We start from the raw sequence: 23,697 nt of genomic DNA, 5'->3' as shown, positions 1-23,697 counted from the left end.
GGCGGCAGCGTCCTTGATGAAATCAAGCATCTCGATCTTCCTTGTTGCTATAACGTTCTTATATGTTCGATCTTTGTTCTCGTCCAGCTGGGATCATTGGTAATACCGGGGAGAGCGATGGATTGGTTAGCGTTTCGTTAGGAGAAGTTGGCGGGCGTTAAGAATCGCGGGCGAGCAAAGATGCCGGCCGGCCCGCAGGCTTCCGGTTCGAACACGGTGAGAAGCGGCTTTCGCCCCGAAGAGTTTGGGAAGTGAAGAGGCGAAAGCCGCTTCGCACGATCGGGATTTCTTGCGCACGCCTCGGGCAGCCCACCCAATGGTGGCGGCGATCATTCGGTTTCAGGGCGGGTGCGCGAGTTCCCTTCTCCCTAAATCCGCACGCTCACCTGACCGGTGTCGGCATCCACGCATCCCTCCAGGCGACCCCGGACGGCCCGTCTCCCCGCCCGGCACTTCGTCGGTACCGCGTGTGTGGCGGGGATGAAGGGAGAATGGCACGGGGGCTTGGGGGTGGGGATAAGAGGGATAGATCGAGCGTGCGGAAGCGCCGATACCCCCTTCAAAGCTACGCTAAGGCGCGTCGCGCCTAAGCTTCGCTTGCCTTCCCCTCTGAGGGGGAAGGTGGGACTGAGTACGTGGCACCTTCTTTCGACACTTACCGGCCTCACCTTCCCCCTCAGAGGGGAAGGCAAGCAGAGCTTGGCGAGGAACGAGCCTAGCGCCGCTCGGAAGGGGGTGACTGCCTCTCCCGTTCGCAGAAAGAAAGGTGGCGGCACCCAAAGGCGGGTTCGTGCGTTATCTCCGCACAACCATGGAGACCAGAATGGCCATTGCAGATCAGATCAAGGAACATGCCGAAGTGATCGGCGCGGACGGCGTGCATGTCGGCACTGTCGACCATGTCGAAGGCGATCGCATCAAGCTGACCAAGAAGGACAGCGGCGAAGGCAGCCATGAGGGCCACCATCACTATATTTCACTCGGCCTCGTGGCCGATGTGGAAGGCAACAAGGTCCGGCTGTCCGCCAATGGCGACGTCGCCGTGACCTTTGAAGAGGAAGAAAACGGCAAGACCGCCTGATCCAGCTTCCAGTCAAACGAAAGGGGCGCCTGAGCGCCCCTTTTTTATTCCCCGGCCGGTGCGATCGAATCGCCGCCTTCGGGTGCGATATCGCCGGGGTCATCGCCCTCCGGCTCGCTGATCCGTTCGACGGAAACCACCTTCTCGCCCTCGGCCGTATCGAAGATGGTGACGCCCTGGGTGGAGCGGCCCTTGATGCCGATCGGCTTGTCGCCACCCACCGGCAGGCGGATGGTCTGGCCGCCATTGCTGATCAGCATGATCTGGTCGGTTTCTTCCACCGGGAAGGAGGCAATCAGGTTGCCATTGCGCTTGTTGACCGCCATGGCGACGATGCCTTTGCCACCGCGACCGGTGATCCGGTATTCGTGGCTCGATGTACGCTTGCCGAAGCCGTTTTCCGAAATGGTCAGGATGAACTGCTCGATCGCTCCCATCTGAGCATAACGTTCTTGGCTGAGTTCGCCGGCGACCACATCGCCTTCGTCGCCAGCACCGGCTTCCTCGACCTCGCCGCGCATCGCCCGGCTCATCTTGAGATAGGCCGCGCGCTGTTCGGCATCGGCATCGGAATGGTTGATCACCGCCATGGAGATCACCTTGTCCTTGTCGGCCAGCTGGATGCCGCGCACGCCCATCGAGTCGCGGCCCTTGAACAGGCGCACGTCGTCGACGCGGAAGCGGATGGCCTGGCCGAGCGCCGTGGTCAGCAACAGATCGTTGTTGACCGTGCAGGTCTCGACACCGACGATCTCATCGCCTTCGTCGAGCTTCATCGCGATCTTGCCGTTCTGGCGCACTTCGACGAAGTCGGCGAGCGAGTTGCGGCGCACGGTGCCCCGCGTCGTCGCGAACATGATGTCGAGATTGCCCCAGGAGGCTTCATCCTCCGGCAGCGGCATGATCGAGGTGATGCGTTCGCCCTGCTCGAGCGGCAGGATGTTGATCAGCGCCTTGCCCTTGGCATTGGCCGCGGACAAGGGAAGCCGCCAGACCTTGAGCTTGTAGGCAATGCCGCGGCTGGTGAAGAACAGCACGGGCGTGTGGGTATTGGCGACGAAGAGGCGGGAAACGAAATCTTCCTCGCGCGTCGACATGCCGGAGCGGCCCTTGCCGCCGCGGTTCTGCGCCCGGTAGGTCGAAAGCGGTACGCGCTTGATGTAGCCGGCATGGCTGACGGTGACGACCATGTCCTCGCGGGCGATCAGATCTTCGTCTTCGAAGTCGGCGGCGTGATCCGAGATTTCGGTGCGGCGCGGGGTGCCGAACTGGTCGCGGATTTCCTCAAGCTCGGTGCGGATGATCTCGCGGACGCGATCGCGGGAGCTGAGGATATCGAGATAGTCCTCGATCTCGGCGCCGAGCCCATTGAGTTCGTCGCCGATTTCGTCGCGGCCGAGAGCGGTGAGGCGAGCGAGACGCAGTTCGAGGATGGCGCGGGCCTGTTCCTCGGACAGATTGAACGTGCCGTCCTCGTTGATGCGGTGACGCGGATCGTCGATGAGGGCGATCAGCGGCGCCACATCGGCAGCCGGCCAGCGCCGGGTCATCAGCTGTTCGCGTGCCGTCGCCGGATCGGGCGCGGTGCGGATAAGGGCAATGACTTCGTCAATATTGGCAACAGCGACGGCAAGGCCGACCAGGACATGCGCACGGTCGCGAGCCTTGTTGAGGAGGAACCGGGCGCGCCGCGTCACCACTTCCTCGCGGAAGGCGATAAAGGCGTCGAGGATCTGCTTGAGGTTCATCAGCTCCGGCTTGCCGCCATTGAGTGCAACGAAGTTGCAGCCAAAGGACGACTGGAGCGCCGTGAAGCGATAAAGCTGGTTGAGCACCACGTCCGGCAGGGCGTCGCGCTTGATCTCGACGACGATGCGCATGCCTTCGCGGGAGGATTCGTCGCGCAGGTCGGCAATGCCTTCAATGCGCTTCTCGCGCACGAGCTCGGCGATCTTTTCGACCATCGCCGCCTTGTTCACCTGATAGGGGATCTCGGTAATGACGATGGCTTCGCGTTCCTTGCGCACTTCCTCGATGGTTGAGCGCCCGCGCACGACGATCGAGCCGCGCCCGGTCTCGTAAGCCTGGCGAATGCCGGCCCGGCCGAGGATGACGCCGCCGGTCGGGAAATCCGGACCCGGCAGGAACTCGATCAGCTCTTCGGTCAGGATCGAGGGATTATCGAGCACCGCCAACGCGGCGTTGATGGTCTCGGTCAGGTTGTGCGTCGGGATATTGGTCGCCATGCCGACGGCGATGCCGCCGCCGCCATTGACCAGCATATTGGGAAAGCGCGCCGGCAGAACCGTCGGCTCCTGCTCGGAGCCGTCATAGTTCTCGCGGAAATCGACGGTGTCCTTGTCGAGGTCGTCGAGCAGCGAATTGGTGATGCGCTGCATGCGCACTTCGGTATAGCGCATGGCCGCCGGCATATCGCCGTCGACAGAGCCGAAATTGCCCTGGCCCTCGACCAGCATCTCGCCCATGGAGAACTGCTGCGCCATGCGCACCAGCGCCATGTAGACGGCGCTGTCACCATGCGGATGGTACTTACCGATAACGTCGCCGACCACGCGCGCCGACTTGCGGAATGGCTTGTTGTATTCGTAGCCGTTCTCGCTCATCGAAAAGAGAATGCGCCGATGCACGGGTTTCAGGCCGTCGCGCACGTCTGGCAGCGCACGGCTCACGATCACGCTCATGGCGTAATCGAGGTAGCTCTTGCGCATCTCGTCGGTGATAAAGATCGGGGCGATATCGGAAGGCGGAAGGCTCCCGCCGCTCACGTCGTCAGGCGTATCTGTCACGTTGTGATTCTACGTTGATTCTTGTTCCCGCAAATATAGGACATCGCGGGCCCAAATGCCAATTTCGCCCCGTCAGACTGTGGACAGTGGCAGGCGCCGCCGCATGTCGCGGAAACTTGGAACAGCAATGGGCGCAAGCGTGACCAGGAAGTAGAGCGCGCCAGACAGTGCCCAGGCTAATGCAAGTCCCGCGCCCTCAACAAGAATGCCGGCATAGAGCCCGCCAAAAGGCAGCAGTATCCAGGTGAGCGAGCCAATCAGCGCCACGACGCGACCGGTGATGCGCGAGGGTATGCGCTCAAACATGATGGCGGAGATAATTGGGTTAAGGAAGCCGGAGGCCAGACCGGAAATGGTGATGGTTGCCAGGATCACAAGCGTCGGCAGCTCGAAGGCAAAGACCGCAAAACGCGGCAGTCCGGTCAGAAGAAAAGCCACGGTGTAAACGGTAAGCCGTGGCAAGCGCTGGCCGATGGCTGCCGCGACTGCCGCACCAGCGATGGACGCGCCTGAGAATAGGGCGAACAGCAGCCCGAGGAAGCCGGCGTCAAAACCTGCCGATCGGACCCAGACAGGCAGCAGCACCACCGCATAGGCCTGATCGAGGAGATTGGTGATGGCCACCATGATCACGAGGCTGACCAGTACTTTGTCCTGAAGGAGGAAGGACCAGCCTTCAGCCAGCTGGGCGCCATAGGGTGCAAGGTCAGGAGTGACCCGCGCCGGCTTGGGGAGACCAGCCCACAGCACCAGCGCAGATACGCCGAACGCCCCGGCGTTGACGATCAGCGCCGGTGCCGGCCCGATGAAGGCGATGAGCGCCCCTGCCCCGGCTGCACCCAGCGTGCCGGCAAGCCGTTCGCTGGCACCCAAAATGCCGGTGACCCGCTCCATCGGCAAAGAGCCGCTTTCCGCGACGGCGGGAACCAGCGCCTGCTTGGCTGCATCGGAAGGCGCCCGAAGAATGCCGATCAGTGCGACGGCTGGCAGCAATAGCCAGATCGAGAGCAGGCCGGACCAGAACAACACTGGCACGATTGCCACTGCGAACATGGAGAGGAGATCTGAAAGGATCGACATGCGCTTGGCGCCCCGCCGGTCGATCAAGGGACCGCTCAGCGCCTTGGCCACCACATAGGGCAGCATCTCGGCAAGACCCACCAGACCGGTCAGCACTGGGTTACCGGTTGTGGTCAGCACCAGCCAGGGAATGGCGATGGTGGAAAGCCGCGTTCCGCCAACCGAAATAACCGTGGCTGCGGCCAGAACGGCGAGCGGTCCATGCCGGGTCATGGCTCGCCATCAGGCACGCTGGGGAAGGCGTGCAGCACAAAGGTGACCTTTTCCATGTCTGAGGGCAGTGGCTCGCCAAGGGGCGGAGCCGAGCGCTTCGCCTCCCAGAGGAGCTCGACAAGTTTTTCGGTCAGCGCCTTGGCCGCTTCGGCGGTCAGCGGAATGGTGAAATCGCTGGCCGTGGATGCTTCCCGCCAGGCCGGAGACAGCTGTGTGAAGCGCTCCACCGCCTGCTGCATCTGGCTCACCTGCCACTGCAGTGCCGCCTGCCCGAACGCTGCGGCGGCATCAAGTGCGTCTTCGTCCTCGGTGACGTTCTTGGTGAAGGTGGATTCGTGCGAGGCCCGCCACCATCGCTCCCGTCCGTTGCCGCGCTCGGTGTCCTCCTCAACGAAACCGTGCCGGGAGAGTTGCCGCAGGTGGTAGCTAGTTGCGCCCGAATTCAGACCCATCCGAGCGGCGAGGCTCGTGGCGGTTGCTGGCCCGTCGAGCCGCAACAGGCCCAGCATGCGCATGCGCTGAGGATGCGCCAGTGCACGCAGGGCCATCGTATCCGGCGATATACGAGAGATGGATCTTGCGGTCATCAGCCTGCTCCAAACATAGCCGACCGTAAACCACAAACATAATTTTGCAAAATATCTTTGCGATAGAGCAAGCGAGGTCAGTTCTGGATCAGGCGAAGCAAGGTTCCGTCGGGATCGATCAGCGCGCCGACGCGTCCGCCCCAAGCTTCCACCCGTGGGGAATGCACACGTGGCCAGCCGGTTCGCGTGTCGGGGATGCCCGCTGCTAGGCATGTCTGGTAGAACGCGTCGACATCGTCGAGCCGGAGGCAGCAGCTGAACCAGCTTGTCGCAGGATCGACATCTGGATGCGAAAAGAACTCGAGCGTAACCGTCCCGCCTTTGAGGATCATCCAGCCCTCGTCGCGCCAGCTGCGAGCGAAGCCTAGGCCGGCGTAGAAGCGCTCGGTGCGGTCGAAATCGGCTGAGGGCAGATTGGGCGTCGCGTGATCCATGGGCACCTCCTATAAAACCTTCGGGCTCCAGGGTGCTTGAACTCGGACGGCTGCGGCAAGAGAGGAAGTAGATGGCAGACACTTATCGCGCCTGGCTGCGCGGCGTTCAGACTTGGCAGAACATCGCGGTCATCGATCTTCGCGATGAGGATGGTACCGGCAAGCGCCTGCAGGTTGCGGGGCTGAAGACGCTGGGTGAAATCGACAAGATGGACGGGTCCGACCTGCTGAAGCTCGAAGGCATCGGCGTCGGTGTCCTGCGCCGGGTGCGCGGCATTATCCGCAGCTGCAAGGCGGCGGAGCGCCAGCGCAAGCAGGCTTCCTCCCCTGCCCGCCTGCGCCAGCACCGCGTGTTTCCGAGCTAGCTCACCTGGTCGAAGTGGGTGCGCGAGGCTTCGATCCTGGGGATGCTCTTGTTGGCCCATTCGATCAGGGTGCCGATGGGCACGATCAGCGACTGGCCGAGATCCGTCAGCCGGTATTCGACCGAGGGCGGCTTGGTGTCGAAGACTTGGCGCGCGACTAGGCCGTCGCGCTGCAGGTCGCGCAACGTTTGCGTCAGCATCTTCTGCGAAATGTCTGGCACCTCGCGGTGCAGCTGGTTGAAGCGCCTGGGACCGGCCGCAAGCGTCATCACCAGCAGCATGCTCCACTTGTCGCCGATCTTGTCGAGCACGTCGCGCACCGGGCAAGGACCGGCGGCAGGGGTGGCGACGGCATCGGCCCAGCGCGCAACATAGATTGCGGCGGTGTCCTGACCCTCAAACATGCACTTACCTCCAGGTAACGTATTGCCGAAAAGGTGCCTCCTTTTCTTTGCCTCGACGGCAGCCTAGCTAGGCACTCTCTTTTCGATACTTACTCTCCCGCTTCTGGCGAGACAAGCGTCGAGGCAGATCAAGATTGGATGAGACTATGACCGACTTCAGCAATTCCACCCTGCTCGTTACCGGCGCCAACGGCAATCTCGGCCGTATCGTCGTCGAGGAGCTACTTGCCCGCGGCGCCAAGCACACTGTGGCCGGCACGCGCGACACCGCAGCCCTTGCGGACTTTGCCGCCCGCGGCGTCGACGTGCGCCGCCTCGATTTCGATGACGCCGCCTCGCTCCAGTCGGCCTTTGCTGGCGTGGATCGTGCGCTGATCATCAGCACCGTGGCGCCGAACCGCACCGAACAGCAGACCGCCGCGGTTGCTGCTGCAAAGGCTGCGGGCGTCAGCTACCTCGCCTACACGTCAGCACCCAATGCTCGCCCGAATGCCGATGCCGGCGGCATTGCCGACCACTACTGGACCGAAGTGGCCATCGCTGCATCCGGGCTCGACTTTACGATCCTGCGCAATCACATCTATGCCGACATGACCCTTGTCGGCGCCGCTCCGGCCCTTGCCAGCGGCCAGCTCTTCGAAGCCACAGCCGGCAAGGGCCGCAATTATGTGACCCGCGCCGATGCCGCACGCGCCGCGGCGGGTGCGCTGCTGACCGCCACGGGCAAGCAGATCCTCGACATCACCGGCCCTGCGCCCGTGCAGCAGGCTGAGGTCGCCGCGCTCTACACCAAGCTGACGGGCAAATCGGTCAGCGCCGTCACCCTCACCGGCGAGCAACTGCTGGGCGGTCTACAGGCGGCTGGCGTTCCGAGCTTCATGGCCGAGCTTCTGGTCGCCTTCGATCTCGATGCCGCTCAGGGCCACCATGCGGTGGTGACCGATGCCGTCAAGCAGCTGACCGGCCGCGAACCGGAAAGCCTTGATTCATTCCTCACCGCCAACAAAGCTGCCCTCGCCGGCTAATAATTCCGGGACCCGCTGCAACAGGCGGGTCCCTTTTGCTTGATCGAAGGCAGATTTGTTTAGCCGGTGCTGGACGCCACGGGCGCAAAACCTTAGAACCCCGCCGGATTGTCGCCTCATTTGCGAGTGGGTTTTCGGTGTCTTCTGGTTCTTTTCTGAAGCGGGCTCTGGACCGCATTACCCACAAGCGTTCGATCGGCTTCGGCCTTGAATATATCGGGCTCATGACGCTGCGCTTCCCGCGCGTCGTGGCCCTCACCATCCTGGCTTTTTCAATCCTGGCCTTCAGTCAGATCCCGCGCGCCAATGTCGACGGCGACCTGCTGCGCGTTTATGCGCATTCAGGCCAGTATTACGATGCCTATGAGCATCTGTCGGACACCTTTGGCACTTTCGAGAACGACATCTACGTCCTCGTCAACTCGCCCCGTCTCGCCGATCCCGACGTGATCGAGCAAATCCGCAGCCTCGCCTTCGACCTCGAGCTCAACGACTATGCCGTGGGCACCATGTCGCCCTTTACCCTGCGCAAACCGACGGCCGACGGCGGCTCCGTGCCAGCTGTGCCCGAAGGCATGCTGACGACCGATGAAGTCGCCATGGCGCTTATGGACTTGCAGCAGAACGACCCCATGATGCGCAATCTGATCACGCCTGATCTCACCGGCGTGGTGCTCATCATGTTCCCCAACCAGGAAAAGGTGCGGGAGGACGGGGCCAAGGCGATGATCGCCAATCTGCGCGAGACCATCGCTCCCTATCAAACCGATGCCATCTCGATCGAACTCACCGGTCCCCCGGTCTGGAGCTCGGAGATGCTCAATGCCGCGGTGGACGATCAGGTCAAGTTCACCGTCTGGGGCTTTGGGCTCGGATCCATTATCGCCCTGCTCGCACTGCGCTCCTTCTTTGGTGCGATCATCGTGGCCGCAACGCCGTTCCTCGCGGTCATGTGGTCGATGGGGATCATCCTCCTTACCTTCGGCTCCTTTTCCTTCCTCACCATCATCGTGACCACCTTGGTGCTGGTGATCTCCTTTGCCGAATCCATGTTTTTCGTCTTCAACTGGCTGGCCTTCTGGCGGGACGGCATGGAGCCCAACAAGGCGGTAGATGCCACGGTCAAACTGGTCGGCCCCGCTGCGGCGCTGACCATGCTGACCACCTTCGTGAGCTTTGCCTCGCTGTCGCTGACCCCCGGCCAGGGCATTCGCGAGTTCTCGATGGCCGGCGCCATCGGCACCTTGCTGCTGTTCGTCTGCCTTATGACCTTCCTGCCGCTGCTGCTGAAATTTGCGGTGCGCATGGGCTTCAAGGCGCCGCCCAAGTCGAGCATGGTGCTGACCGCTCCCCTGCCCCTGGCCTGGTTCATCGCCAGCAAATTTGGCCGGCCTGTTTCGATCGCCGCCATCATCGTGACCGTCCTGCTGCTGATCCCCTATGGGCTGATCCAGCCGCGCTTTTCCTTCGAGGATTTTGTCGCCACCAACTCCACGGCGCTGACTGCGGCGGAGGAGATCGACAGCGGCGTCGGCGGCGTGGCCCCGCTCTATGTGCGCGTGCCGCTGACCGAAATGGACCCCAATGTGGGCGCGCAGGATTTCGAGAAAATCCGCAAGGTGCACGAGATCGTCGAAGCGCGGCTGGGCGAGAACAAGGTCATTTCCGCGGCCAGCATGACCAACTATACCGAGACCGGCTTCACCCGCGAAGAAGTGTTCGACGCAGTTGGACCGTTCATGCGGCAGCGCTTCGTCACCGATGACGGCTCGCAGGGCCTGGTCACCGGCTTCATGCCGACGATCATTGAGTCCGGCGTCCTAAAGCAACTGGTCTCCGACTTGCAGTCCGACCTGCGCGCTGCCGGCATCACCGACGCCGAAGTGGGCGGCTTTCGTATCCTCACGACCTTTGCCACCGACGACATCGTGCGCGGCCTCCAGCTCGACCTCACCATTTCGGTTCTGGTCAACCTCGGTCTGATCGGCTTTGCCTTCCAAAGCTTCCGCGTCGCCCTGGCCTCCGCTATTCCCAACCTCTTTCCGGTGCTGGGAACCGAGGCATGGCTTTATTTCACCGGCCAGGGGCTGCAGCTCACCACCGTGATCGCGCTGACCATTGCCTTCGGCGTTGCGGTCGATGACACGGTGCACTTCCTCTCCCATTACCTCCATTCCCGGCGGGACGAGGGCCTGGCGCATCTCGATGCCGTCAAGCACACGCTGGAGCGCATCGGCGGCGCCATCGTTGCCACCACCATCATCCTCTGCGCCGGCGTGGTGATCGTCACCTTCTCCGAACTGCCGCAGGTGGCACTGTTCGGTACGCTGTTTGTCTCGACCCTGGCTTTTGCGGTGATCGGCGATTTGTTCATCCTGCCGGCCCTCCTGGCTGCGGGTGGCAAGTTCTTCCACCCCCTGGGCAAGATCGGCGTGCGCATGGCCGACGAGGACCCGACGCCGGACGATCCGACAGCCGATACGCACACGACGGGACCTGCCGCAACCCCCACCTGAATGGGTGTTGCCAACCGTTCACTTTCTGGAGAATCACTGCGCAACTTCCCGGCGAATTTGCTATGCGAGAGTCGCTTGACAGCCGGGGGGCTTGTTTTGCTTTTTGGAGGCGCAACGCCATGACCACTTTCGGACCAATGACCCGCGCCTTCGCCCTCGCCGGTCTTCTGTTTTCTGCCGGCGCTGCTTTCGCTCCGGCCATGGCGGCGCCTGCCGATGTGGCGTTGCTGAAATCCTATATCGGCGAGTGGCGCGGCCGCGGTGTCATGATCGGCGCTGAGCAGGAAAGCGTCGTGTGCCGCCTGACCTTGAGCGAAGGCAACCAGGATAAGGTCAACTACAACGGGCGCTGCACCCTGGCTGGGCAGAACCTTTCGATCGCGGGCACGCTGGCCTATGTCGAAGCGAACAAGCGCTTCGAAGCGGCTATGACCTCCAATGCCACCTTCACCGGCCTTGCCGTCGGCCAGAAGCGCGGCTCCGGCCTCACTTTCAACCTGCGCGAACGCGAGGAAGACGAGGAAGGCAAGGAGTTCAACATCACTTCGCAGATCAAGCTGGCGCCCGAAGCCATCCAGGTGACCTTCGAAGTGGTCTATGTCGAATCGGGCGACAGCCTCCGCGCTGAAGTGCCGTTCTCGCGCTGAAGCCGGGCCGCCGGTCACAAGCCGGCGGCGCATCATTGTTCTGTCAAATCTCCAGCCTAATTGTTTCGGATGCATGGAGATTTCGATGAACCGCAATACCATCCCCCTTTTCGCTGCCGCGCTTCTCGTGGTTTCGGCACCCTTGTCGGCCCAGGCTGAGTTCCTTGATCCGGACTGGTCGGCGTTCAGCATTGAGGGCGTCGCTGCACCCGATTGGATCGCGGGCGAGAATGACGGCAACTACATTGCGCTCTGCACCGCCTGCGAAGGCACCATGATGTTCGAGGTCAAGGTGCTACCCGACGATGGCACCGGCGGGCGCGTCGCATCGGGCGAAACAACGGCGGATCGGTTCACAGAGATCGGAAGCGCCAATGCGGCAACACTTGGCGGGGACGCTGATTATTACGGCACCGAAGACATCGAGTATGGCTCCGCTCAGGGCTTTTCCACGCGCGCCCGCGGAGCCACTGGCGACTATTCCGCGACCTACCAGCTCTGGAATGACGGAAAGCAGCTGCTGATAAGGGTCTATGGCGCAGATCAGGCCGAGGTCGATGCCATGGCCAGCAAGGTCTATGAAGCCGCCGCGCCCGTGACCTTCCGCTGAGAGCTGGGGCTCAGAACAAAAAAGGGCGGCCAAGCCGCCCTTCTCCAGCTCCGTCTCAGAACGGGATGTCGTCGTCCATGCCGCCGGGCTCGAAGGCCGGGGCGTTGGCGGACGGCCGACGCCCGCCGCCGCCCTGGTCGCGCACGCCGCGGAAGCCGCCGCCTTCATTGCCGTAGCCGCCACCCGAACCACCGCCGCCACCTTCGCCATCGCCGCGACCATCGAGCAGCGTCAGGTTCGAGTTGAAGCCCTGCAGCACGATCTCGGTGGAATACTTGTCGGCGCCCGACTGGTCCTGCCACTTGCGGGTCTGCAGCTGGCCCTCGATATAGACCTTGGAGCCCTTGCGCAGATAGCTTTCGGCCACGCGCGCGAGGCCTTCCGAGAAGATCACCACGCGGTGCCACTCGGTCTTTTCGCGGCGCTCGCCGGTATTCTTGTCTTTCCAGTTTTCCGATGTCGCGACCGACAGGTTCACGACCTTGCCGCCGCTCGGCAGGTTCCGCACTTCCGGGTCATTGCCCAGATTGCCGACCAGGATAACCTTGTTCACGCTGCCAGCCATGGCCTTCTCCTATTCAGTCCCCGGCTCATGGCGGGAACGCTCACTTACTAAGGCGGCCACCATACAACCTTGCGATGATGGCTGCTCCTGCTGACTTGTTTTGTAAACAGGATCGTTGTTCTATCTTTGTTCCAAGTGTTAACGCGAGTCAATGGCGTGCTGCTGACATGCTTTGTCAGCATGGGCCTTGCTGCAGCTTGACCGACTCCGCCTCGTTCTGGTTGTGTTCACCAGCGAAGTTGTGAGCGACGCCGTTGGCCGCTATGCTGCGGCGCGGCTTGCGCGTGACCGATGCGGCTCCTATGTGTCGGGTTCTCCCGAAGCCAAGCCCCGATCCTCTTGCCGTCGCACCCAAAACGGTGCCCCGAGCCATGGACTGATATGATGAAGCCTTCCGCCAGCCAGAACCGCGAAATCATCGTGCGCGGTGCCCGCGAGCACAATCTCAAGGGCATCGACGTCAAGCTGCCGCGCGACAGCCTGATCGTGATGACGGGGCTTTCCGGCTCGGGCAAGTCGTCCCTGGCATTCGACACCATCTATGCCGAGGGCCAGCGCCGCTATGTGGAGTCGCTCTCCGCCTATGCGCGCCAGTTCCTGGAAATGATGCAGAAGCCCGATGTCGAGCACATCGAAGGGCTCTCGCCGGCTATTTCCATCGAGCAGAAGACGACCTCGCGCAATCCGCGCTCGACCGTCGGCACCGTCACCGAAATCTATGACTACCTGCGCCTGCTTTATGCCCGCGTCGGTATTCCATACTCCCCGGCTACCGGCCTGCCGATCGAGTCGCAGACCGTGTCGCAGATGGTGGATCGCACGCTCGAGCTGCCGGAAGGCACGCGGCTCTATCTACTCGCGCCGATCGCGCGCGGCCGCAAGGGCGAGTTCAAGAAGGAACTGGCCGACCTGATGCGCAAGGGTTTTCAGCGCGTCAAGATCGATGGCGAATACCACGAGATCGAGGACGCGCCAGCGCTCGACAAGAAGTTCAAGCACGACATCGAAGTGGTGGTCGATCGCGTCGTCGTCTCGCCGGACATTTCCGGCCGCCTTGCTGAAAGCTTCGAAACAGCGCTGAAGCTGGCCGAAGGCATCGCCCTAGTCGAATTGGCCGACGAGAAGAATGAGGATGGCACGCCGCGCCAGATCACCTTCTCGGAAAAATTCGCCTGCCCGGTTTCCGGCTTCACCATCGCCGAAATCGAGCCGCGGCTGTTTTCGTTCAACAACCCTTTCGGCGCCTGCCCGGTCTGCGATGGCCTCGGCACCGAGCAGAAGATCGATCCGGACCAGATCGTCCCCGATGGGTCGCTGTCGCTGCGCGATGGCGCCATCCTGCCTTGGAGCAAGACCAGCGCGCCCTATTACCAGCAGACCCTGCAGGCGGTGGTGAAGAGCTTTGGCGCCTCGACGGGCACAGCCTGGAACGAGCTGCCCTTCGAGGTCCAGCACGCCGTGCTCTATGGCACCGGCAAGACTGCGGTCGATTTCGTCTATGACGATGGCCTGCGCCAGTACAAGACCAGCAAGCCCTTCGAGGGCGTGATCGGCAACCTTGAGCGTCGCTACAAGGAAACCGAAAGCGCCGGCATGCGCGAAGAGATCGAAAAGTACATGTCGGCCAAGCCGTGCCTCGCCTGTGGCGGCTATCGCCTCAAGCCCGAGTCGCTGGCGGTCAAGATCGACGGGCTGCATGTCGGCCAGGTCAGTGACATGTCGATCAAGGTGGCCAGCAAATGGTTCGTCGATCTTTCCGACAAGCTGACGCCGACACAGTCGCAGATCGGCGAGCGCATCCTCAAGGAAATTCGCGAGCGCCTGAACTTCCTCAACGATGTGGGCCTGGAATATCTGTCCATGTCGCGCAATTCCGGGACGCTGTCGGGCGGTGAATCGCAGCGTATTCGGCTCGCGTCGCAGATCGGCTCGGGCCTCACAGGCGTGCTCTACGTGCTGGACGAGCCCTCCATCGGCCTTCATCAGCGCGACAATGCCCTGCTGCTCGAAACCCTGCAGCGCCTGCGCGACCTCGGCAATACCGTGATCGTCGTCGAGCACGACGAGGACGCGATCCTGACGGCCGACTATGTGCTCGATATCGGACCCGGTGCAGGCGTCAATGGCGGCCATATCGTCGCCGAAGGCACGCCGCAGGACATCCTCAAGCACCCGGACTCGCTGACCGGCAAATACCTTTCCGGCCGCATGGGCATCCAGGTGCCGGCCGAACGCCGCGAGGGCAAGAAGGGCAAGTCGCTGTCGATCCGCGGCGCCACCGGCAACAACCTCAAGAACGTCTCGGTCGACATTCCGCTCGGCATGTTCGTGGCTATTACCGGTGTGTCAGGCGGCGGCAAGTCGACGCTGATGATCGACACCATGTATCAGGCCATCGCCCGCCGGCTGAACGGCGCGCGCGTGGTCCCTGCCCCGCATGAAGCACTGACCGGGCTTGAATTCCTCGACAAGGTCATCGACATCGACCAATCGCCGATCGGACGCACCCCGCGTTCCAACCCGGCCACCTATACTGGTGCCTTTACGCCCCTGCGCGAATGGTTCGCGAGCCTGCCCGAGGCCAAGGCGCGCGGCTATGGCCCGGGTCGCTTCAGCTTCAACGTCAAGGGCGGCCGTTGCGAAAAGTGCGAGGGCGACGGCGTCCTCAAGATCGAAATGCACTTCCTGCCCGACGTCTACGTCACCTGTGACGTCTGCAAGGGCAAGCGCTACAACCGCGAAACGCTGGAAGTGCAGTTCAAGGGCAAGTCGATCAGCGACATCCTGGACATGACCATCGACGAGGGATGCGAGTTCTTCTCGGCTGTCCCGGTGATCCGCGACAAGTTCGCGACGCTGCAGCGCGTGGGCCTCGGTTATGTCAAGGTCGGCCAACCGGCGACGACGCTTTCGGGCGGCGAGGCGCAGCGCGTCAAGCTTTCCAAGGAGCTCTCCAAGCGCGCCACCGGCCGCACGCTCTATATGCTGGACGAGCCGACGACGGGTCTCCATTTCCACGACGTGGCCAAGCTGCTCGAAGTGCTGCATGAGCTTGTCGATGGCGGCAATACTGTGATCGTCATCGAGCACAATCTCGAAGTGATCAAGACGGCCGACTGGATCATCGACATGGGCCCCGAAGGCGGCGACGGCGGTGGCCAGGTCGTCGCCATGGGCACGCCGGAAGAGGTCGCGGCCGTGAAAGGCTCGCATACCGGGCACTTCTTGAAGGAAGTGATGGACCGGCGTCCGCATTATGCGACTCGGGCGGCGGAGTAGATACCATTTAGACCTCATGGTGAGCCTGTCGAACCACGAGGTCGGGCACGCAGATGGTGCCACGACCTCGTCCTTCGACGGGCTCAGGATGAGGTCTACTGTTAGGGATGGTGCGCCCTAAAGCAGCCCCATCCGCGCCAGCTCAGCCGCAATCTCCATCGAGTTGCCGTTCTCGTTCGCGCCAACATCGGGCGGTGCGTCTTCGGCGCGGAGATAGCGCCAGCCCTGGAAGGGGCGCTTGGGGTATGGCACGGTGCGGATCATGTCGCGGGACATGACGATGTCGCAGTAATCCTTGCCTTCGGCATCGGTGAACTTGGTGAGCCGAAGGATCGGCTGGCGGCAGACGATCTGACCCGACATGACCCAATAGATCGAGGCCGCGCCTTCCATCTCTTCGCGGCGCTTGGGCATCATGCGGGTGCGGTGCACATGCACGTCCTCACCGTAATCGGCGTCCCACCAATGCGCGCGTTCGTCACGATAGCTTTCGAGCTCCTCGACGCTGGCAACGCCGACGCAGAGCTTGACCATGTGGATCATGCGATGGTTCCCGGCGCGACGCGGCCTTGGATCACGTCGATCTCGTCATCGTCGACAACCCATGGCTCCTGCAGCGCCTGGCTCAGCCAGTCCTGGAAGGCCGGCAGGGCATAGATCGCCTCCACATAACGGGCAGCCGTGTCCGAGACCGGCAGGTCATAGGTACGAAGCCGGGTCGCCAGCGGCGCATACATTGCATCGGCGGCGGTGAAGTCGCCGAAGAGGTAAGGTCCGCCCGAGCGCGCCAAAAACTCGCCCCAAAGCGTTTCGACGCGATGGAGATCCTTGCGCACCGCATCCGCATCGACCTTGCCAGGATGCGAGGCCCGTAGGTTCATCGGCGCGTGGCTACGCAGTGCCGTAAAGCCGGCGTGCATCTCTGACGCAGCGGCGCGCGCCAGGGCGCGGTCGTAGCGATCCGCGGGCCAAATCTGCTTTTCCGGAAAAATATCGGCCAGATATTCGATGATCGCCAAGGTTTCGTAGACCACGAGATCGCCATCGATCAGCACCGGCACCTTGCCGGTGGGCGAGCGCTTGGCCAGCGTTTCGCGCCAGCCTTCGCCCGAAAGCTGCAGAACCTCGTCTTCGAAAGGAATGTCGAAGTGGCGCAGCACCAGCCAGGGGCGGAGCGACCAGGTGGAATAATTGCGATTCCCGATCAAGAGCTTCATCGAATATCCTAGCGTTCAAGACGAAGGGCGCTCAGCCGTTGAGCGCCCTTCTTGTATTCACCGTCTTCTGGCGGGCATTAGCCGCCGGCTATCACGGAAACAACCAGCCCCATGGACATGAGGCAAACAGCAGTCCAACTCACAGTGTGCCAGATATTGGCCTTCGGTTGAGTTCGCATCGCTCGCTCCTTGCAGCCACTCGATCAGCCTAGAAATCCGCAACGAGGCTGACCGGTTCCAAAACGTTAACGAGAGGTCAATTGGGAAGCAAGCGCCCAATCTGCAACACCCGTAACGGTGGAAAACTCGGCTAGAACAGGCCGAACCAAAGGCCTGCAATGCCAAGGAAGGCAAAGAAACCGACGACGTCGGTGACGGTGGTGACGAACACGGCCGAAGCGATGGCGGGATCGGCCTTGAGCTTGTCGAGCGTTAGCGGGATCAGGATGCCGAAGGTCCCGGCCACGATCATGTTGATGATCATGGCGAGGCCGATCACCACGCCGAGGCCGGCATTGGTGAACCGCAGCCAGGTGATCAGCCCGATCAGGATCGCAAAAATGGCGCCGTTGAAAATGCCCACGACCATTTCACGCCGGATCAGGCGCCGCACGCGACCGCCTTCGATTTCGCGGGTCGCCAGCGCGCGCACCGTCACCGTCATGGTCTGCGCTCCGGCATTGCCGCCCATCGAAGCCACAATGGGCATCAGGACCGCCAGCGCCACCATCTGCTCGATCGTGGCGTTGAAAAGCCCGATCACGTAGGAAACGAGAACGGCTGTGACGAGATTGACCGCCAACCACGGCGCGCGGCTTTTCACCGTGTCTACCGTCGTGTCGGACACGTCTTCATCGCCGACGCCGGCCATAAGGCGGATGTCTTCTTCGGCTTCTTCCTGGATCACGTCGACGATGTCGTCGATGGTGAGCACGCCCACCAGCCGGCCGCTTTCGTCGACCACGCCCACTTCCACCAAGTCATAGCGCTCGAAGCTGCGCGCCGCTTCTTCCTGGTCTTCCTCGGCCTTTACCAGGACGAAGGTCGTGTTCATGATCGTGTCGATCTTGACCGAGCGCGGTGTGCGCAGGAACTTGTCGAGCGGCAGCGTGCCCAGCACCGTGTAGCCGGCGTCGACCACGTAGATCTGGTAGAATTCTTCCGGCAGGTCCTGCTCGGCGCGCAGGTAATCGATCGTCTGTCCCACCGTCCAGAATGGCGGGATGGCGATGAAATCGGTCTGCATCCGCCGCCCGGCGGAGTCTTCAGGAAAATCGAGGCTGCGCTTGAGCTTGAGCCGCTCGAAAGTCGGCAGGGCCGACAAAATTTCGTGCTGGTCTTCCGGCTCGAGATCTTCGAGCAGAAACACCGCATCGTCATTGCTGAGCTCGGCCACGCCGCGAGCAATGTCGGCGTTGGGCAGGGCCTCCATGATCTCGAGGCGAATGCTTTCATCGACCTCGGTCAGCGCCGAATAGTCGAAGCGATCACCGAGCATGACCACAAGGGCAATGCGCTCGGCAGGCTCGAGCTGTTCGAGCACGTCGCCGATGTCGGCGCTGTGCAGCGGCTCCATAACCAGCGCGACGTCCTCGTCGCGGCCAGCCTCAAGATAGGCACGCAAGCGCTCGAGCCAAAGCAGGCTGATCCGCCCCTCCGCCGTGCGGAAGGCGCCATCGTCCATCCCGGCTTCCGGGCCGGTCGCCATGTCGAAGTCGTCGCTCATTTGGGAGCCCTTTGCGTGCCGCATTGGTTTCGGGGGCGAATCAAGCTGTAGCCAATCACTGCCCGATGCGCCAGACTGGGCCGGTCGCTTTTTTGCCAATCGGGAGAAGGCCATGGCCGACCAGCATTTTGCCCGCATAGCGCGGCTCGTCGAGGCGCGGGGGCTGCGGGAAGTGGAGCAGTCGACGAGCTACAACACGCCCGCCCTCAAGGTCGCCGGCAATGCCTTCGTACGGATGCTCGACGATACAACTGCGGTCTTGCAGTGCCCGGTGGACCAAAAGGTGTTGCTGATGGAGATCTCGCCCGAGATCTTTTTCGAGACCGATCATTATGTCGGCCATGACGCGGTGCTCGTCCGGCTCGACCAGATCAGCGACGAGGAGCTGGCGCTCAAGCTTGAGGACGCCTGGACATTCAAGGCACCGGAACGGCTGCGAAAGTAAGCAAGCCGATGTCTGACTGGGTCGACCTCGCTCGTCGCAGCGACGATCGCTGAAAGGAAAGACCTTGCGCCAAACGACCACTCTCGCCTGCCAATGTAGCCGCTTCCACGTCGAACTCGAAGGCGAGCCCTTCATCACGGCCGAGTGCCATTGCAACTCCTGCCGCACGGCGGCCGGCCGGCTTCCTACTGCGACACCGGTCCAGGCGCCCAATGGCGGCACAACCTATGTGCTATATCGCAAGGACCGCGTCCGCTTCCCTGACGGCACCGCCCTGCTCCGCGCCTATCGGGTGTCGGAAAACGCCCCGACGCGACGCACCGTCACCACCTGCTGCAACACTCCGGTCTTCGTCGAATTTAACGGCGGCCATTGGCTGAGCCTCTACGCCAGCCTTTGGCCAGATACAGCGCGCCCTGCGATGCAGATTCGCACCCAGACCGCGGACGTGCCGGACGGCACCAAGCTCGACGATTCGCTCCCGGCCGGCGCCATGACCACCGCGGGCTTTTACGGCAAGCTGCTCGCCGCATGGATCGCCATGGGTTTTAAATCGCCAAAGCTCGACGTGAAGGAGGCTGGCGCCACCTAAAGCCAGACAACAAAAAAGCCGCCTTGCGGCAGCTTCTTGTTCGTCACTCAGGTGACTGGTGCGGTCGAGAAGACTCGAACTTCCACATCTTGCGATACAGCGACCTCAACGCTGCGCGTCTACCAATTCCGCCACGACCGCACGTGTCAGGTAGAACGCCGGAACCCGAAGGCGCCGGAGCGAGTGGGGATGTAGCAAAGCTCGTTCGTAACCTCAAGCGGTTAAATCGGGAAATCGTCTGAGGTTGTGGAGAGAGAAGAAAGGCACCCCCTTCCGAGCTTCGCTAAGCCTTCGGCTAAGCTTCGCTTGCCTTCCCCTCTGAGGGGGAAGGTGTGCGCCGAGTTTGTGAAGAGAGTGGAGCCTACCCTCCCCCTCAGAGGGGAGGTCAAGCAGAGCTTAGGTGCCTAGCACCTTAGCGGCGCTCGGGAGGGGGTGACTTTCCAGCTCACCCGAGCCGCAAGACCTTTTCCGTGACCACCACCCGCAGATGCCCCTCTTCGACATTGACTTCCCCCTGCGCAATCAGGGTGCTGTTGGCATAAATGCGCAGCGGATCGTGCTCGGTTGCGTCCAGTTCGATCACCGCGCCGCGGCCCATGCGCAGCAGATGGTGGATCGGCATGGTGGTGGCGCCGAGTTCCACGGTGATATCGACTTCAATATTGTCCAGGGTGCTCATAGATAAGGGGCTGGGCCTTGGTGCCAAAAGGCGGATTCGATGGGCTCCACAGTCGGGCAGTCGTGGTTATGGAAGAGTTAACGGCAGTGAACGAAGCGTGCCAAAATCGGTCCAAACTGTTGCGCGAAGACGGCAAGGTCGTCGAGTGGCGCATTTTCGACGTGACCCTCGACTATGAGCAGGCCCTGGCCATGATGGACGAGCGCGTTGCCGCCATTGCCTCAGGCGAGGCGCCGGAGGCGGTCTGGCTGCTGGAGCATCCGCCGCTTTATACCGCTGGCACATCGGCGCGGCCCGAAGACCTGCTCAATCCGCGCTTTCCGGTCTATCCGGCCGGCCGGGGCGGGCAATATACCTATCACGGCCCCGGCCAGCGCGTGGCCTATGTGATGCTCGACCTCACCCAGCGCGGCCGCGATATCCGTTGCCTCGTCCAGGGTCTCGAGCAATGGGTCATCGATACGCTAGCCGCGCACAACATCACCGCCGGCCGGCGCGAAGGACGCGTCGGCGTCTGGGTGGCCCGGCCCGACAAGGGTCTTGGCCGCGAGGACAAGATTGCTGCGATTGGTGTTCGCGTGCGCAAGTGGATCACCTTCCACGGCATCGCCATCAACGTCGCACCCGATCTCAGCCACTATGACGGCATCGTGCCCTGTGGCATCAGCGACCAGGGCATCACCTCGTTCGAGGATCTCGGCCTGCTGCTGACCTTGCCCGAAGTCGATTCCGTGCTGCGCCGCCGTTTCGAAGCCCTGTTCGGACCAACCGAACGGGCGCGATCCAGTCTTGCCATCGGCGCCTGAGCCGCCCAATTTGCACACCTGTCGGAATCGAGGATCTTGCGATGACATTGGATGATTTGAAGCGCCTGCTCACGCGGCAAACCTTGTTCCGGCTCGATGCGATTTTGTCGCCCAAACTGGTGCCGATCTTTTACGCCCTTGGCCTCGCCGGCATCCTCCTTTGGGCCATCAGCCACTTCTTCTTCCGCTTCGGCTATGGCTTTGGCGACGGGCTCTGGGGCATTCTCGAAATCCTGGTCTTTGGCCTGTTGAGCTTTGTCGGCCTGCGCATCCTCTGCGAGGCGCTGCTCGTCTGGTTCAAGTCGCATGAAGCGACGGGCGACACCGTCCAGCGCACGCGGCTGTCGGCTTCGCTGCTCGATGAAGTCCGCGACGCCATTCGCGATCTGGCCGAGGCGGGCGACGAGAGCGACTATGCCGAAGCCGATGAATATCTGAGCGAGGCGACCGACCCGGTGCCCTATTCGACCGGCGATACGCTGCGCGAGCCTTCGACCCAGCCCGGCGAAACCTTCAAGCCGCGCCGGACTGCCAAGCGAACGCCGCCGAATTCGATCACCTGAAACAAAAAGGCCGCCCGATGAGGCGGCCTTCGTTTTTCAAGAGGAGCTGAAAAAGCTTACTTCTTGTTGATGCTCCAGGCGCCCGGGCCGGCAAAAACCAGGTAGAGGAACACGAAGCAGAAGAGCGCGGCAGCATCGCCGCCATTGCCCACCGGCCAGAAGTTCATCGGGAAGTGGACCATGAAGTAAGCGACGGCCATCATGCCCGAAGCGATGAAGGCAGCCGGACGGGTGAAGAAGCCGATAAAGATCAAGAGACCTGCCACCAGCTCGATAATGCCGGCAACCAGCATCAGGCCCTCGGTCGGGCCCATGGCAGGAACGGGGAAGCCAAACAGCTTCTGCGTGCCATGCTCGATAAACAGAAGCGCGGCGACGATGCGCAGCACGGCGAGGGCCTGCGGCGCGTATGCGGAGAGACGATCGAACAAAGGAATGCTCCATGATGCGCGTCTGGAATCGACGCTGAACTAACCTGTGATATCCGCAAAGTGCTTGGAATTGGCTAAAATCGGGATGCACTGTTCGCTAAACGCAACATTCAAGCGCCTGCGCTTCCCGCTGCGCGAAGGTCTGCTCCGCCATCCTTGATGAGACGGTCACATTGCGTAACCGTCAGACTTTCTGTATGACGCGCCAACCTTTCCCCATTTTCGGAACGTCGTACGCGCATGAACCAGGCGCCAAAAATCGGACTCGTCAGCCTCGGCTGCCCCAAGGCGCTGGTCGACAGCGAGCGTATCATGACGACCCTGCGCTCGCAGGGCTATTCGTTCAGCCGCGACTACGAGGGGGCCGACATCGTTCTCGTCAACACCTGCGGTTTCCTCGACAGTGCCAAGCAGGAATCGCTCGAGGCGATCGGCGAAGCGCTTAACGAGAACGGTCGCGTCATCGTTACGGGTTGCCTTGGCGTCGAGGAAGGCCTGATCCGCGAGACCCACCCCTCGGTGCTCGCCATTACCGGTCCGCATCAGTACGAGAGCGTGGTGTCGGCCGTGCACCAGCACCTGCCGCCGGTGCCGAACCGCTTTGTCGACCTCGTGCCGGAAAGCGGCCTCAAGCTCACCCCACGCCACTATGCCTATCTCAAGATTTCCGAAGGATGCAACAATCGCTGCTCCTTCTGCATCATTCCGCAAATCCGCGGCGATCTTGTCTCGCGCCCCGCTGCCGGCATTCTGGGCGAGGCCGAAGGACTGATCCGCTCCGGCGTCAAGGAACTGCTGGTGATCTCGCAGGACACCAGCGCCTATGGCGTCGACGTCAAGTTCGCGACCAGCAAATATCGCGGCCGCGAGGTCAAGGCCAAGTTCTACGACCTGGCTAAGGAACTGGGCCAGATGGGGGCTTGGACCCGCCTTCACTATGTCTACCCCTACCCCCATGTTGACCAGGTCATCGAACTGATGGCTGAGGGCCTCGTCCTGCCCTATCTCGACATCCCCTTCCAGCATGCGTCGCCAAACGTGCTGAAATCGATGCGCCGCCCGGCCAACCAGGAAAAAACCCTGGACCGGATCAAGAAGTGGCGCGACATCTGCCCCGATCTCGCCATCCGCTCCAACTTCATCGTCGGCTATCCCGGCGAAACTGAAGAAGATTTCGAATTCCTGCTCGATTGGCTGGAAGAAGCCGAGATCGATCGCGCCGGCTGCTTTAAATACGAGCCCGTCACCGGCGCACCCGCCAATGAGCTCGACGGTGTCGTGCCCGAAGAGGTCAAGGACGAGCGCTTCGCCCAGCTGATGGAAGTGGCGCAGGACGTGTCCTTCCACCGCCTGCAGCAGAAGGTCGGCCGCACCATCGACGTTATCGTCGACGATGTTCGCCCCGAAGAGAACCGCGTCATCGCCCGTTCCAAGTGGGATGCTCCGGAAATCGACGGCAACGTGATCGTCTCCAATGCCACCGGCATCAAGATCGGTGACATCGTATCGGTGACAGTGACCGACAACGATGAGTACGATCTGTTCGCCACGCCCGCACTGCATTAAGAAGCATCGCCGCCAACATTGGCGTGAAGTGACTCTTGAGCATGCCGGCTATAGCATGG

General features: G+C 62.1%; 23 protein-coding genes and 1 tRNA gene. 12 read left to right on the top strand and 12 right to left on the bottom strand.

The features are described from left to right. The first annotated feature begins 823 nt into the window (after positions 1-823). Positions 824-1,081 (top strand): DUF2171 domain-containing protein, encoded by a 258-nt coding sequence (locus tag JI748_RS05765; protein ID WP_201635869.1) that lies wholly within the window; start codon positions 824-826, stop codon positions 1,079-1,081. Positions 1,082-1,125: 44 nt separating this feature from the next. On the opposite strand, the gene gyrA is transcribed toward JI748_RS05765, so the two are convergent. From gyrA to JI748_RS05745, 4 genes are all read right to left on the bottom strand, one after another. Beyond that, positions 1,126-3,888: a DNA gyrase subunit A gene (gyrA, locus tag JI748_RS05760; RefSeq protein WP_201635867.1), complete on the bottom strand. Its 2,763-nt coding sequence runs from the start codon at positions 3,886-3,888 to the stop codon at positions 1,126-1,128. 72 nt (positions 3,889-3,960) lie between these two features. Continuing rightward, complete coding sequence (locus JI748_RS05755) at positions 3,961-5,181, bottom strand: MFS transporter (protein ID WP_201635865.1); 1,221 nt, start codon at positions 5,179-5,181, stop codon at positions 3,961-3,963. Next, positions 5,178-5,768: an ArsR/SmtB family transcription factor gene (locus tag JI748_RS05750; RefSeq protein ID WP_201635863.1), complete on the bottom strand. Its 591-nt coding sequence runs from the start codon at positions 5,766-5,768 to the stop codon at positions 5,178-5,180. Before JI748_RS05750 ends, JI748_RS05755 begins: the two co-directional genes overlap by 4 nt. Before the next feature lie 77 nt (positions 5,769-5,845). Continuing rightward, positions 5,846-6,202 (bottom strand): bleomycin resistance protein, encoded by a 357-nt coding sequence (locus JI748_RS05745; RefSeq protein WP_201635861.1) that lies wholly within the window; start codon positions 6,200-6,202, stop codon positions 5,846-5,848. A gap of 71 nt (positions 6,203-6,273) precedes the next feature. Between JI748_RS05745 and JI748_RS05740 the strand changes: the two genes are divergently transcribed. Next, complete coding sequence (locus JI748_RS05740) at positions 6,274-6,567, top strand: hypothetical protein (protein WP_201635859.1); 294 nt, start codon at positions 6,274-6,276, stop codon at positions 6,565-6,567. Here JI748_RS05740 and JI748_RS05735 read toward each other — a convergent pair. Continuing rightward, a complete protein-coding gene (locus JI748_RS05735) occupies positions 6,564-6,971 on the bottom strand; it encodes a winged helix-turn-helix transcriptional regulator (protein ID WP_201635857.1) in 408 nt (135 codons plus the stop codon). The genes JI748_RS05740 and JI748_RS05735 overlap by 4 nt on opposite strands. A 146-nt stretch (positions 6,972-7,117) precedes the next feature. On the opposite strand from JI748_RS05735, the gene JI748_RS05730 reads away from it, so the two are divergent. From JI748_RS05730 to JI748_RS05715, 4 genes are all read left to right on the top strand, one after another. After that, a complete protein-coding gene (locus tag JI748_RS05730; RefSeq protein ID WP_201635855.1) occupies positions 7,118-7,996 on the top strand; it encodes an NAD(P)H-binding protein in 879 nt (292 codons plus the stop codon). Between the two features lie 137 nt (positions 7,997-8,133). Next, a complete protein-coding gene (locus tag JI748_RS05725; protein ID WP_201635853.1) occupies positions 8,134-10,512 on the top strand; it encodes an efflux RND transporter permease subunit in 2,379 nt (792 codons plus the stop codon). A gap of 119 nt (positions 10,513-10,631) precedes the next feature. Then, on the top strand, positions 10,632-11,159 hold the full coding sequence (locus JI748_RS05720; protein WP_201635851.1) for a hypothetical protein: 528 nt from the start codon (positions 10,632-10,634) through the stop codon (positions 11,157-11,159). 85 nt (positions 11,160-11,244) lie between these two features. Then, on the top strand, positions 11,245-11,769 hold the full coding sequence (locus JI748_RS05715) for a hypothetical protein (RefSeq protein WP_201635849.1): 525 nt from the start codon (positions 11,245-11,247) through the stop codon (positions 11,767-11,769). A gap of 55 nt (positions 11,770-11,824) precedes the next feature. On the opposite strand, the gene ssb is transcribed toward JI748_RS05715, so the two are convergent. Then, positions 11,825-12,334 carry a single-stranded DNA-binding protein gene (gene ssb / locus JI748_RS05710; RefSeq protein WP_201635847.1) on the bottom strand — a complete coding sequence of 170 codons (510 nt, stop codon included), beginning with the start codon at positions 12,332-12,334 and terminating at the stop codon, positions 11,825-11,827. 381 nt (positions 12,335-12,715) lie between these two features. Here ssb and uvrA point away from each other — a divergent pair, with 381 nt between their 5' ends. Further along, a complete protein-coding gene (uvrA, locus tag JI748_RS05705; RefSeq protein WP_407644937.1) occupies positions 12,716-15,613 on the top strand; it encodes an excinuclease ABC subunit UvrA in 2,898 nt (965 codons plus the stop codon). 117 nt (positions 15,614-15,730) lie between these two features. Here uvrA and JI748_RS05700 read toward each other — a convergent pair whose 3' ends face one another. The 3 genes from JI748_RS05700 to mgtE all read right to left on the bottom strand — a co-directional run bounded on the left by JI748_RS05700 (position 15,731) and on the right by mgtE (position 18,556). Continuing rightward, positions 15,731-16,156, bottom strand: a complete 426-nt coding sequence (locus JI748_RS05700; protein ID WP_233280622.1) for a DUF1489 family protein — start codon at positions 16,154-16,156, stop codon at positions 15,731-15,733. Next, the gene (locus JI748_RS05695; protein ID WP_201635845.1) at positions 16,153-16,830 is read right to left on the bottom strand and encodes a glutathione S-transferase family protein; all 678 of its coding nucleotides are present in this window, start codon (positions 16,828-16,830) and stop codon (positions 16,153-16,155) included. Before JI748_RS05695 ends, JI748_RS05700 begins: the two co-directional genes overlap by 4 nt. Before the next feature lie 310 nt (positions 16,831-17,140). Then, positions 17,141-18,556 (bottom strand): magnesium transporter, encoded by a 1,416-nt coding sequence (gene mgtE, locus JI748_RS05690; RefSeq protein ID WP_211200730.1) that lies wholly within the window; start codon positions 18,554-18,556, stop codon positions 17,141-17,143. 112 nt (positions 18,557-18,668) lie between these two features. On the opposite strand from mgtE, the gene JI748_RS05685 reads away from it, so the two are divergent. Then, a complete protein-coding gene (locus tag JI748_RS05685) occupies positions 18,669-19,001 on the top strand; it encodes an MmcQ/YjbR family DNA-binding protein (protein WP_201635843.1) in 333 nt (110 codons plus the stop codon). A 64-nt stretch (positions 19,002-19,065) separates the two neighbouring features. After that, complete coding sequence (locus JI748_RS05680) at positions 19,066-19,593, top strand: GFA family protein (protein WP_201635841.1); 528 nt, start codon at positions 19,066-19,068, stop codon at positions 19,591-19,593. A 56-nt stretch (positions 19,594-19,649) separates the two neighbouring features. Here JI748_RS05680 and JI748_RS05675 read toward each other — a convergent pair. Next, positions 19,650-19,734 (bottom strand) — tRNA-Leu (locus JI748_RS05675). Positions 19,735-20,038: 304 nt separating this feature from the next. Next, the gene (locus JI748_RS05670) at positions 20,039-20,272 is read right to left on the bottom strand and encodes a FliM/FliN family flagellar motor switch protein (RefSeq protein WP_164533996.1); all 234 of its coding nucleotides are present in this window, start codon (positions 20,270-20,272) and stop codon (positions 20,039-20,041) included. 86 nt (positions 20,273-20,358) lie between these two features. Between JI748_RS05670 and lipB the strand changes: the two genes are divergently transcribed. Together lipB and JI748_RS05660 are read left to right on the top strand one after the other, a co-directional pair. Continuing rightward, positions 20,359-21,078: a lipoyl(octanoyl) transferase LipB gene (lipB, locus tag JI748_RS05665; RefSeq protein WP_233280621.1), complete on the top strand. Its 720-nt coding sequence runs from the start codon at positions 20,359-20,361 to the stop codon at positions 21,076-21,078. Positions 21,079-21,119: 41 nt separating this feature from the next. Continuing rightward, entirely contained in the window at positions 21,120-21,641 is a 522-nt protein-coding gene (locus JI748_RS05660) for a DUF4282 domain-containing protein (RefSeq protein ID WP_164533998.1), read from the top strand. A 56-nt stretch (positions 21,642-21,697) separates the two neighbouring features. On the opposite strand, the gene JI748_RS05655 is transcribed toward JI748_RS05660, so the two are convergent. Further along, on the bottom strand, positions 21,698-22,078 hold the full coding sequence (locus JI748_RS05655; protein ID WP_164534727.1) for a DoxX family protein: 381 nt from the start codon (positions 22,076-22,078) through the stop codon (positions 21,698-21,700). Between the two features lie 234 nt (positions 22,079-22,312). Here JI748_RS05655 and rimO point away from each other — a divergent pair, with 234 nt between their 5' ends. After that, complete coding sequence (rimO, locus tag JI748_RS05650; protein WP_201635839.1) at positions 22,313-23,638, top strand: 30S ribosomal protein S12 methylthiotransferase RimO; 1,326 nt, start codon at positions 22,313-22,315, stop codon at positions 23,636-23,638. Positions 23,639-23,697: the final 59 nt, after the last annotated feature.

The organism is Devosia rhizoryzae, assembly GCF_016698665.1.
Taxonomy (GTDB): Bacteria; Pseudomonadota; Alphaproteobacteria; order Rhizobiales; family Devosiaceae; genus Devosia; species Devosia rhizoryzae.
The sequence above is the reverse complement of the archived record's forward strand: the minus strand, read 5'-3'. Positions and strand labels throughout refer to the sequence as shown.

Bases quoted from the DNA above. Each gene is read 5' to 3' on its own strand.
- JI748_RS05730 (WP_201635855.1), top strand. From the start codon at position 7,118: ATGACCGACTTCAGCAATTCCACCCTGCTCGTTACCGGCGCCAACGGC.
- JI748_RS05695 (WP_201635845.1), bottom strand. From the start codon at position 16,830: ATGAAGCTCTTGATCGGGAATCGCAATTATTCCACCTGGTCGCTCCGC.
- JI748_RS05740 (WP_201635859.1), top strand. From the start codon at position 6,274: ATGGCAGACACTTATCGCGCCTGGCTGCGCGGCGTTCAGACTTGGCAG.
- JI748_RS05735 (WP_201635857.1), bottom strand. From the start codon at position 6,971: ATGTTTGAGGGTCAGGACACCGCCGCAATCTATGTTGCGCGCTGGGCC.
- JI748_RS05720 (WP_201635851.1), top strand. From the start codon at position 10,632: ATGACCACTTTCGGACCAATGACCCGCGCCTTCGCCCTCGCCGGTCTT.
- JI748_RS05745 (WP_201635861.1), bottom strand. From the start codon at position 6,202: ATGGATCACGCGACGCCCAATCTGCCCTCAGCCGATTTCGACCGCACC.
- JI748_RS05715 (WP_201635849.1), top strand. From the start codon at position 11,245: ATGAACCGCAATACCATCCCCCTTTTCGCTGCCGCGCTTCTCGTGGTT.
- JI748_RS05755 (WP_201635865.1), bottom strand. From the start codon at position 5,181: ATGACCCGGCATGGACCGCTCGCCGTTCTGGCCGCAGCCACGGTTATT.
- JI748_RS05765 (WP_201635869.1), top strand. From the start codon at position 824: ATGGCCATTGCAGATCAGATCAAGGAACATGCCGAAGTGATCGGCGCG.
- rimO (WP_201635839.1), top strand. From the start codon at position 22,313: ATGAACCAGGCGCCAAAAATCGGACTCGTCAGCCTCGGCTGCCCCAAG.
- JI748_RS05750 (WP_201635863.1), bottom strand. From the start codon at position 5,768: ATGACCGCAAGATCCATCTCTCGTATATCGCCGGATACGATGGCCCTG.
- ssb (WP_201635847.1), bottom strand. From the start codon at position 12,334: ATGGCTGGCAGCGTGAACAAGGTTATCCTGGTCGGCAATCTGGGCAAT.
- mgtE (WP_211200730.1), bottom strand. From the start codon at position 18,556: ATGAGCGACGACTTCGACATGGCGACCGGCCCGGAAGCCGGGATGGAC.
- JI748_RS05670 (WP_164533996.1), bottom strand. From the start codon at position 20,272: ATGAGCACCCTGGACAATATTGAAGTCGATATCACCGTGGAACTCGGC.
- JI748_RS05700 (WP_233280622.1), bottom strand. From the start codon at position 16,156: ATGATCCACATGGTCAAGCTCTGCGTCGGCGTTGCCAGCGTCGAGGAG.
- uvrA (WP_407644937.1), top strand. From the start codon at position 12,716: ATGATGAAGCCTTCCGCCAGCCAGAACCGCGAAATCATCGTGCGCGGT.
- JI748_RS05660 (WP_164533998.1), top strand. From the start codon at position 21,120: ATGACATTGGATGATTTGAAGCGCCTGCTCACGCGGCAAACCTTGTTC.
- JI748_RS05685 (WP_201635843.1), top strand. From the start codon at position 18,669: ATGGCCGACCAGCATTTTGCCCGCATAGCGCGGCTCGTCGAGGCGCGG.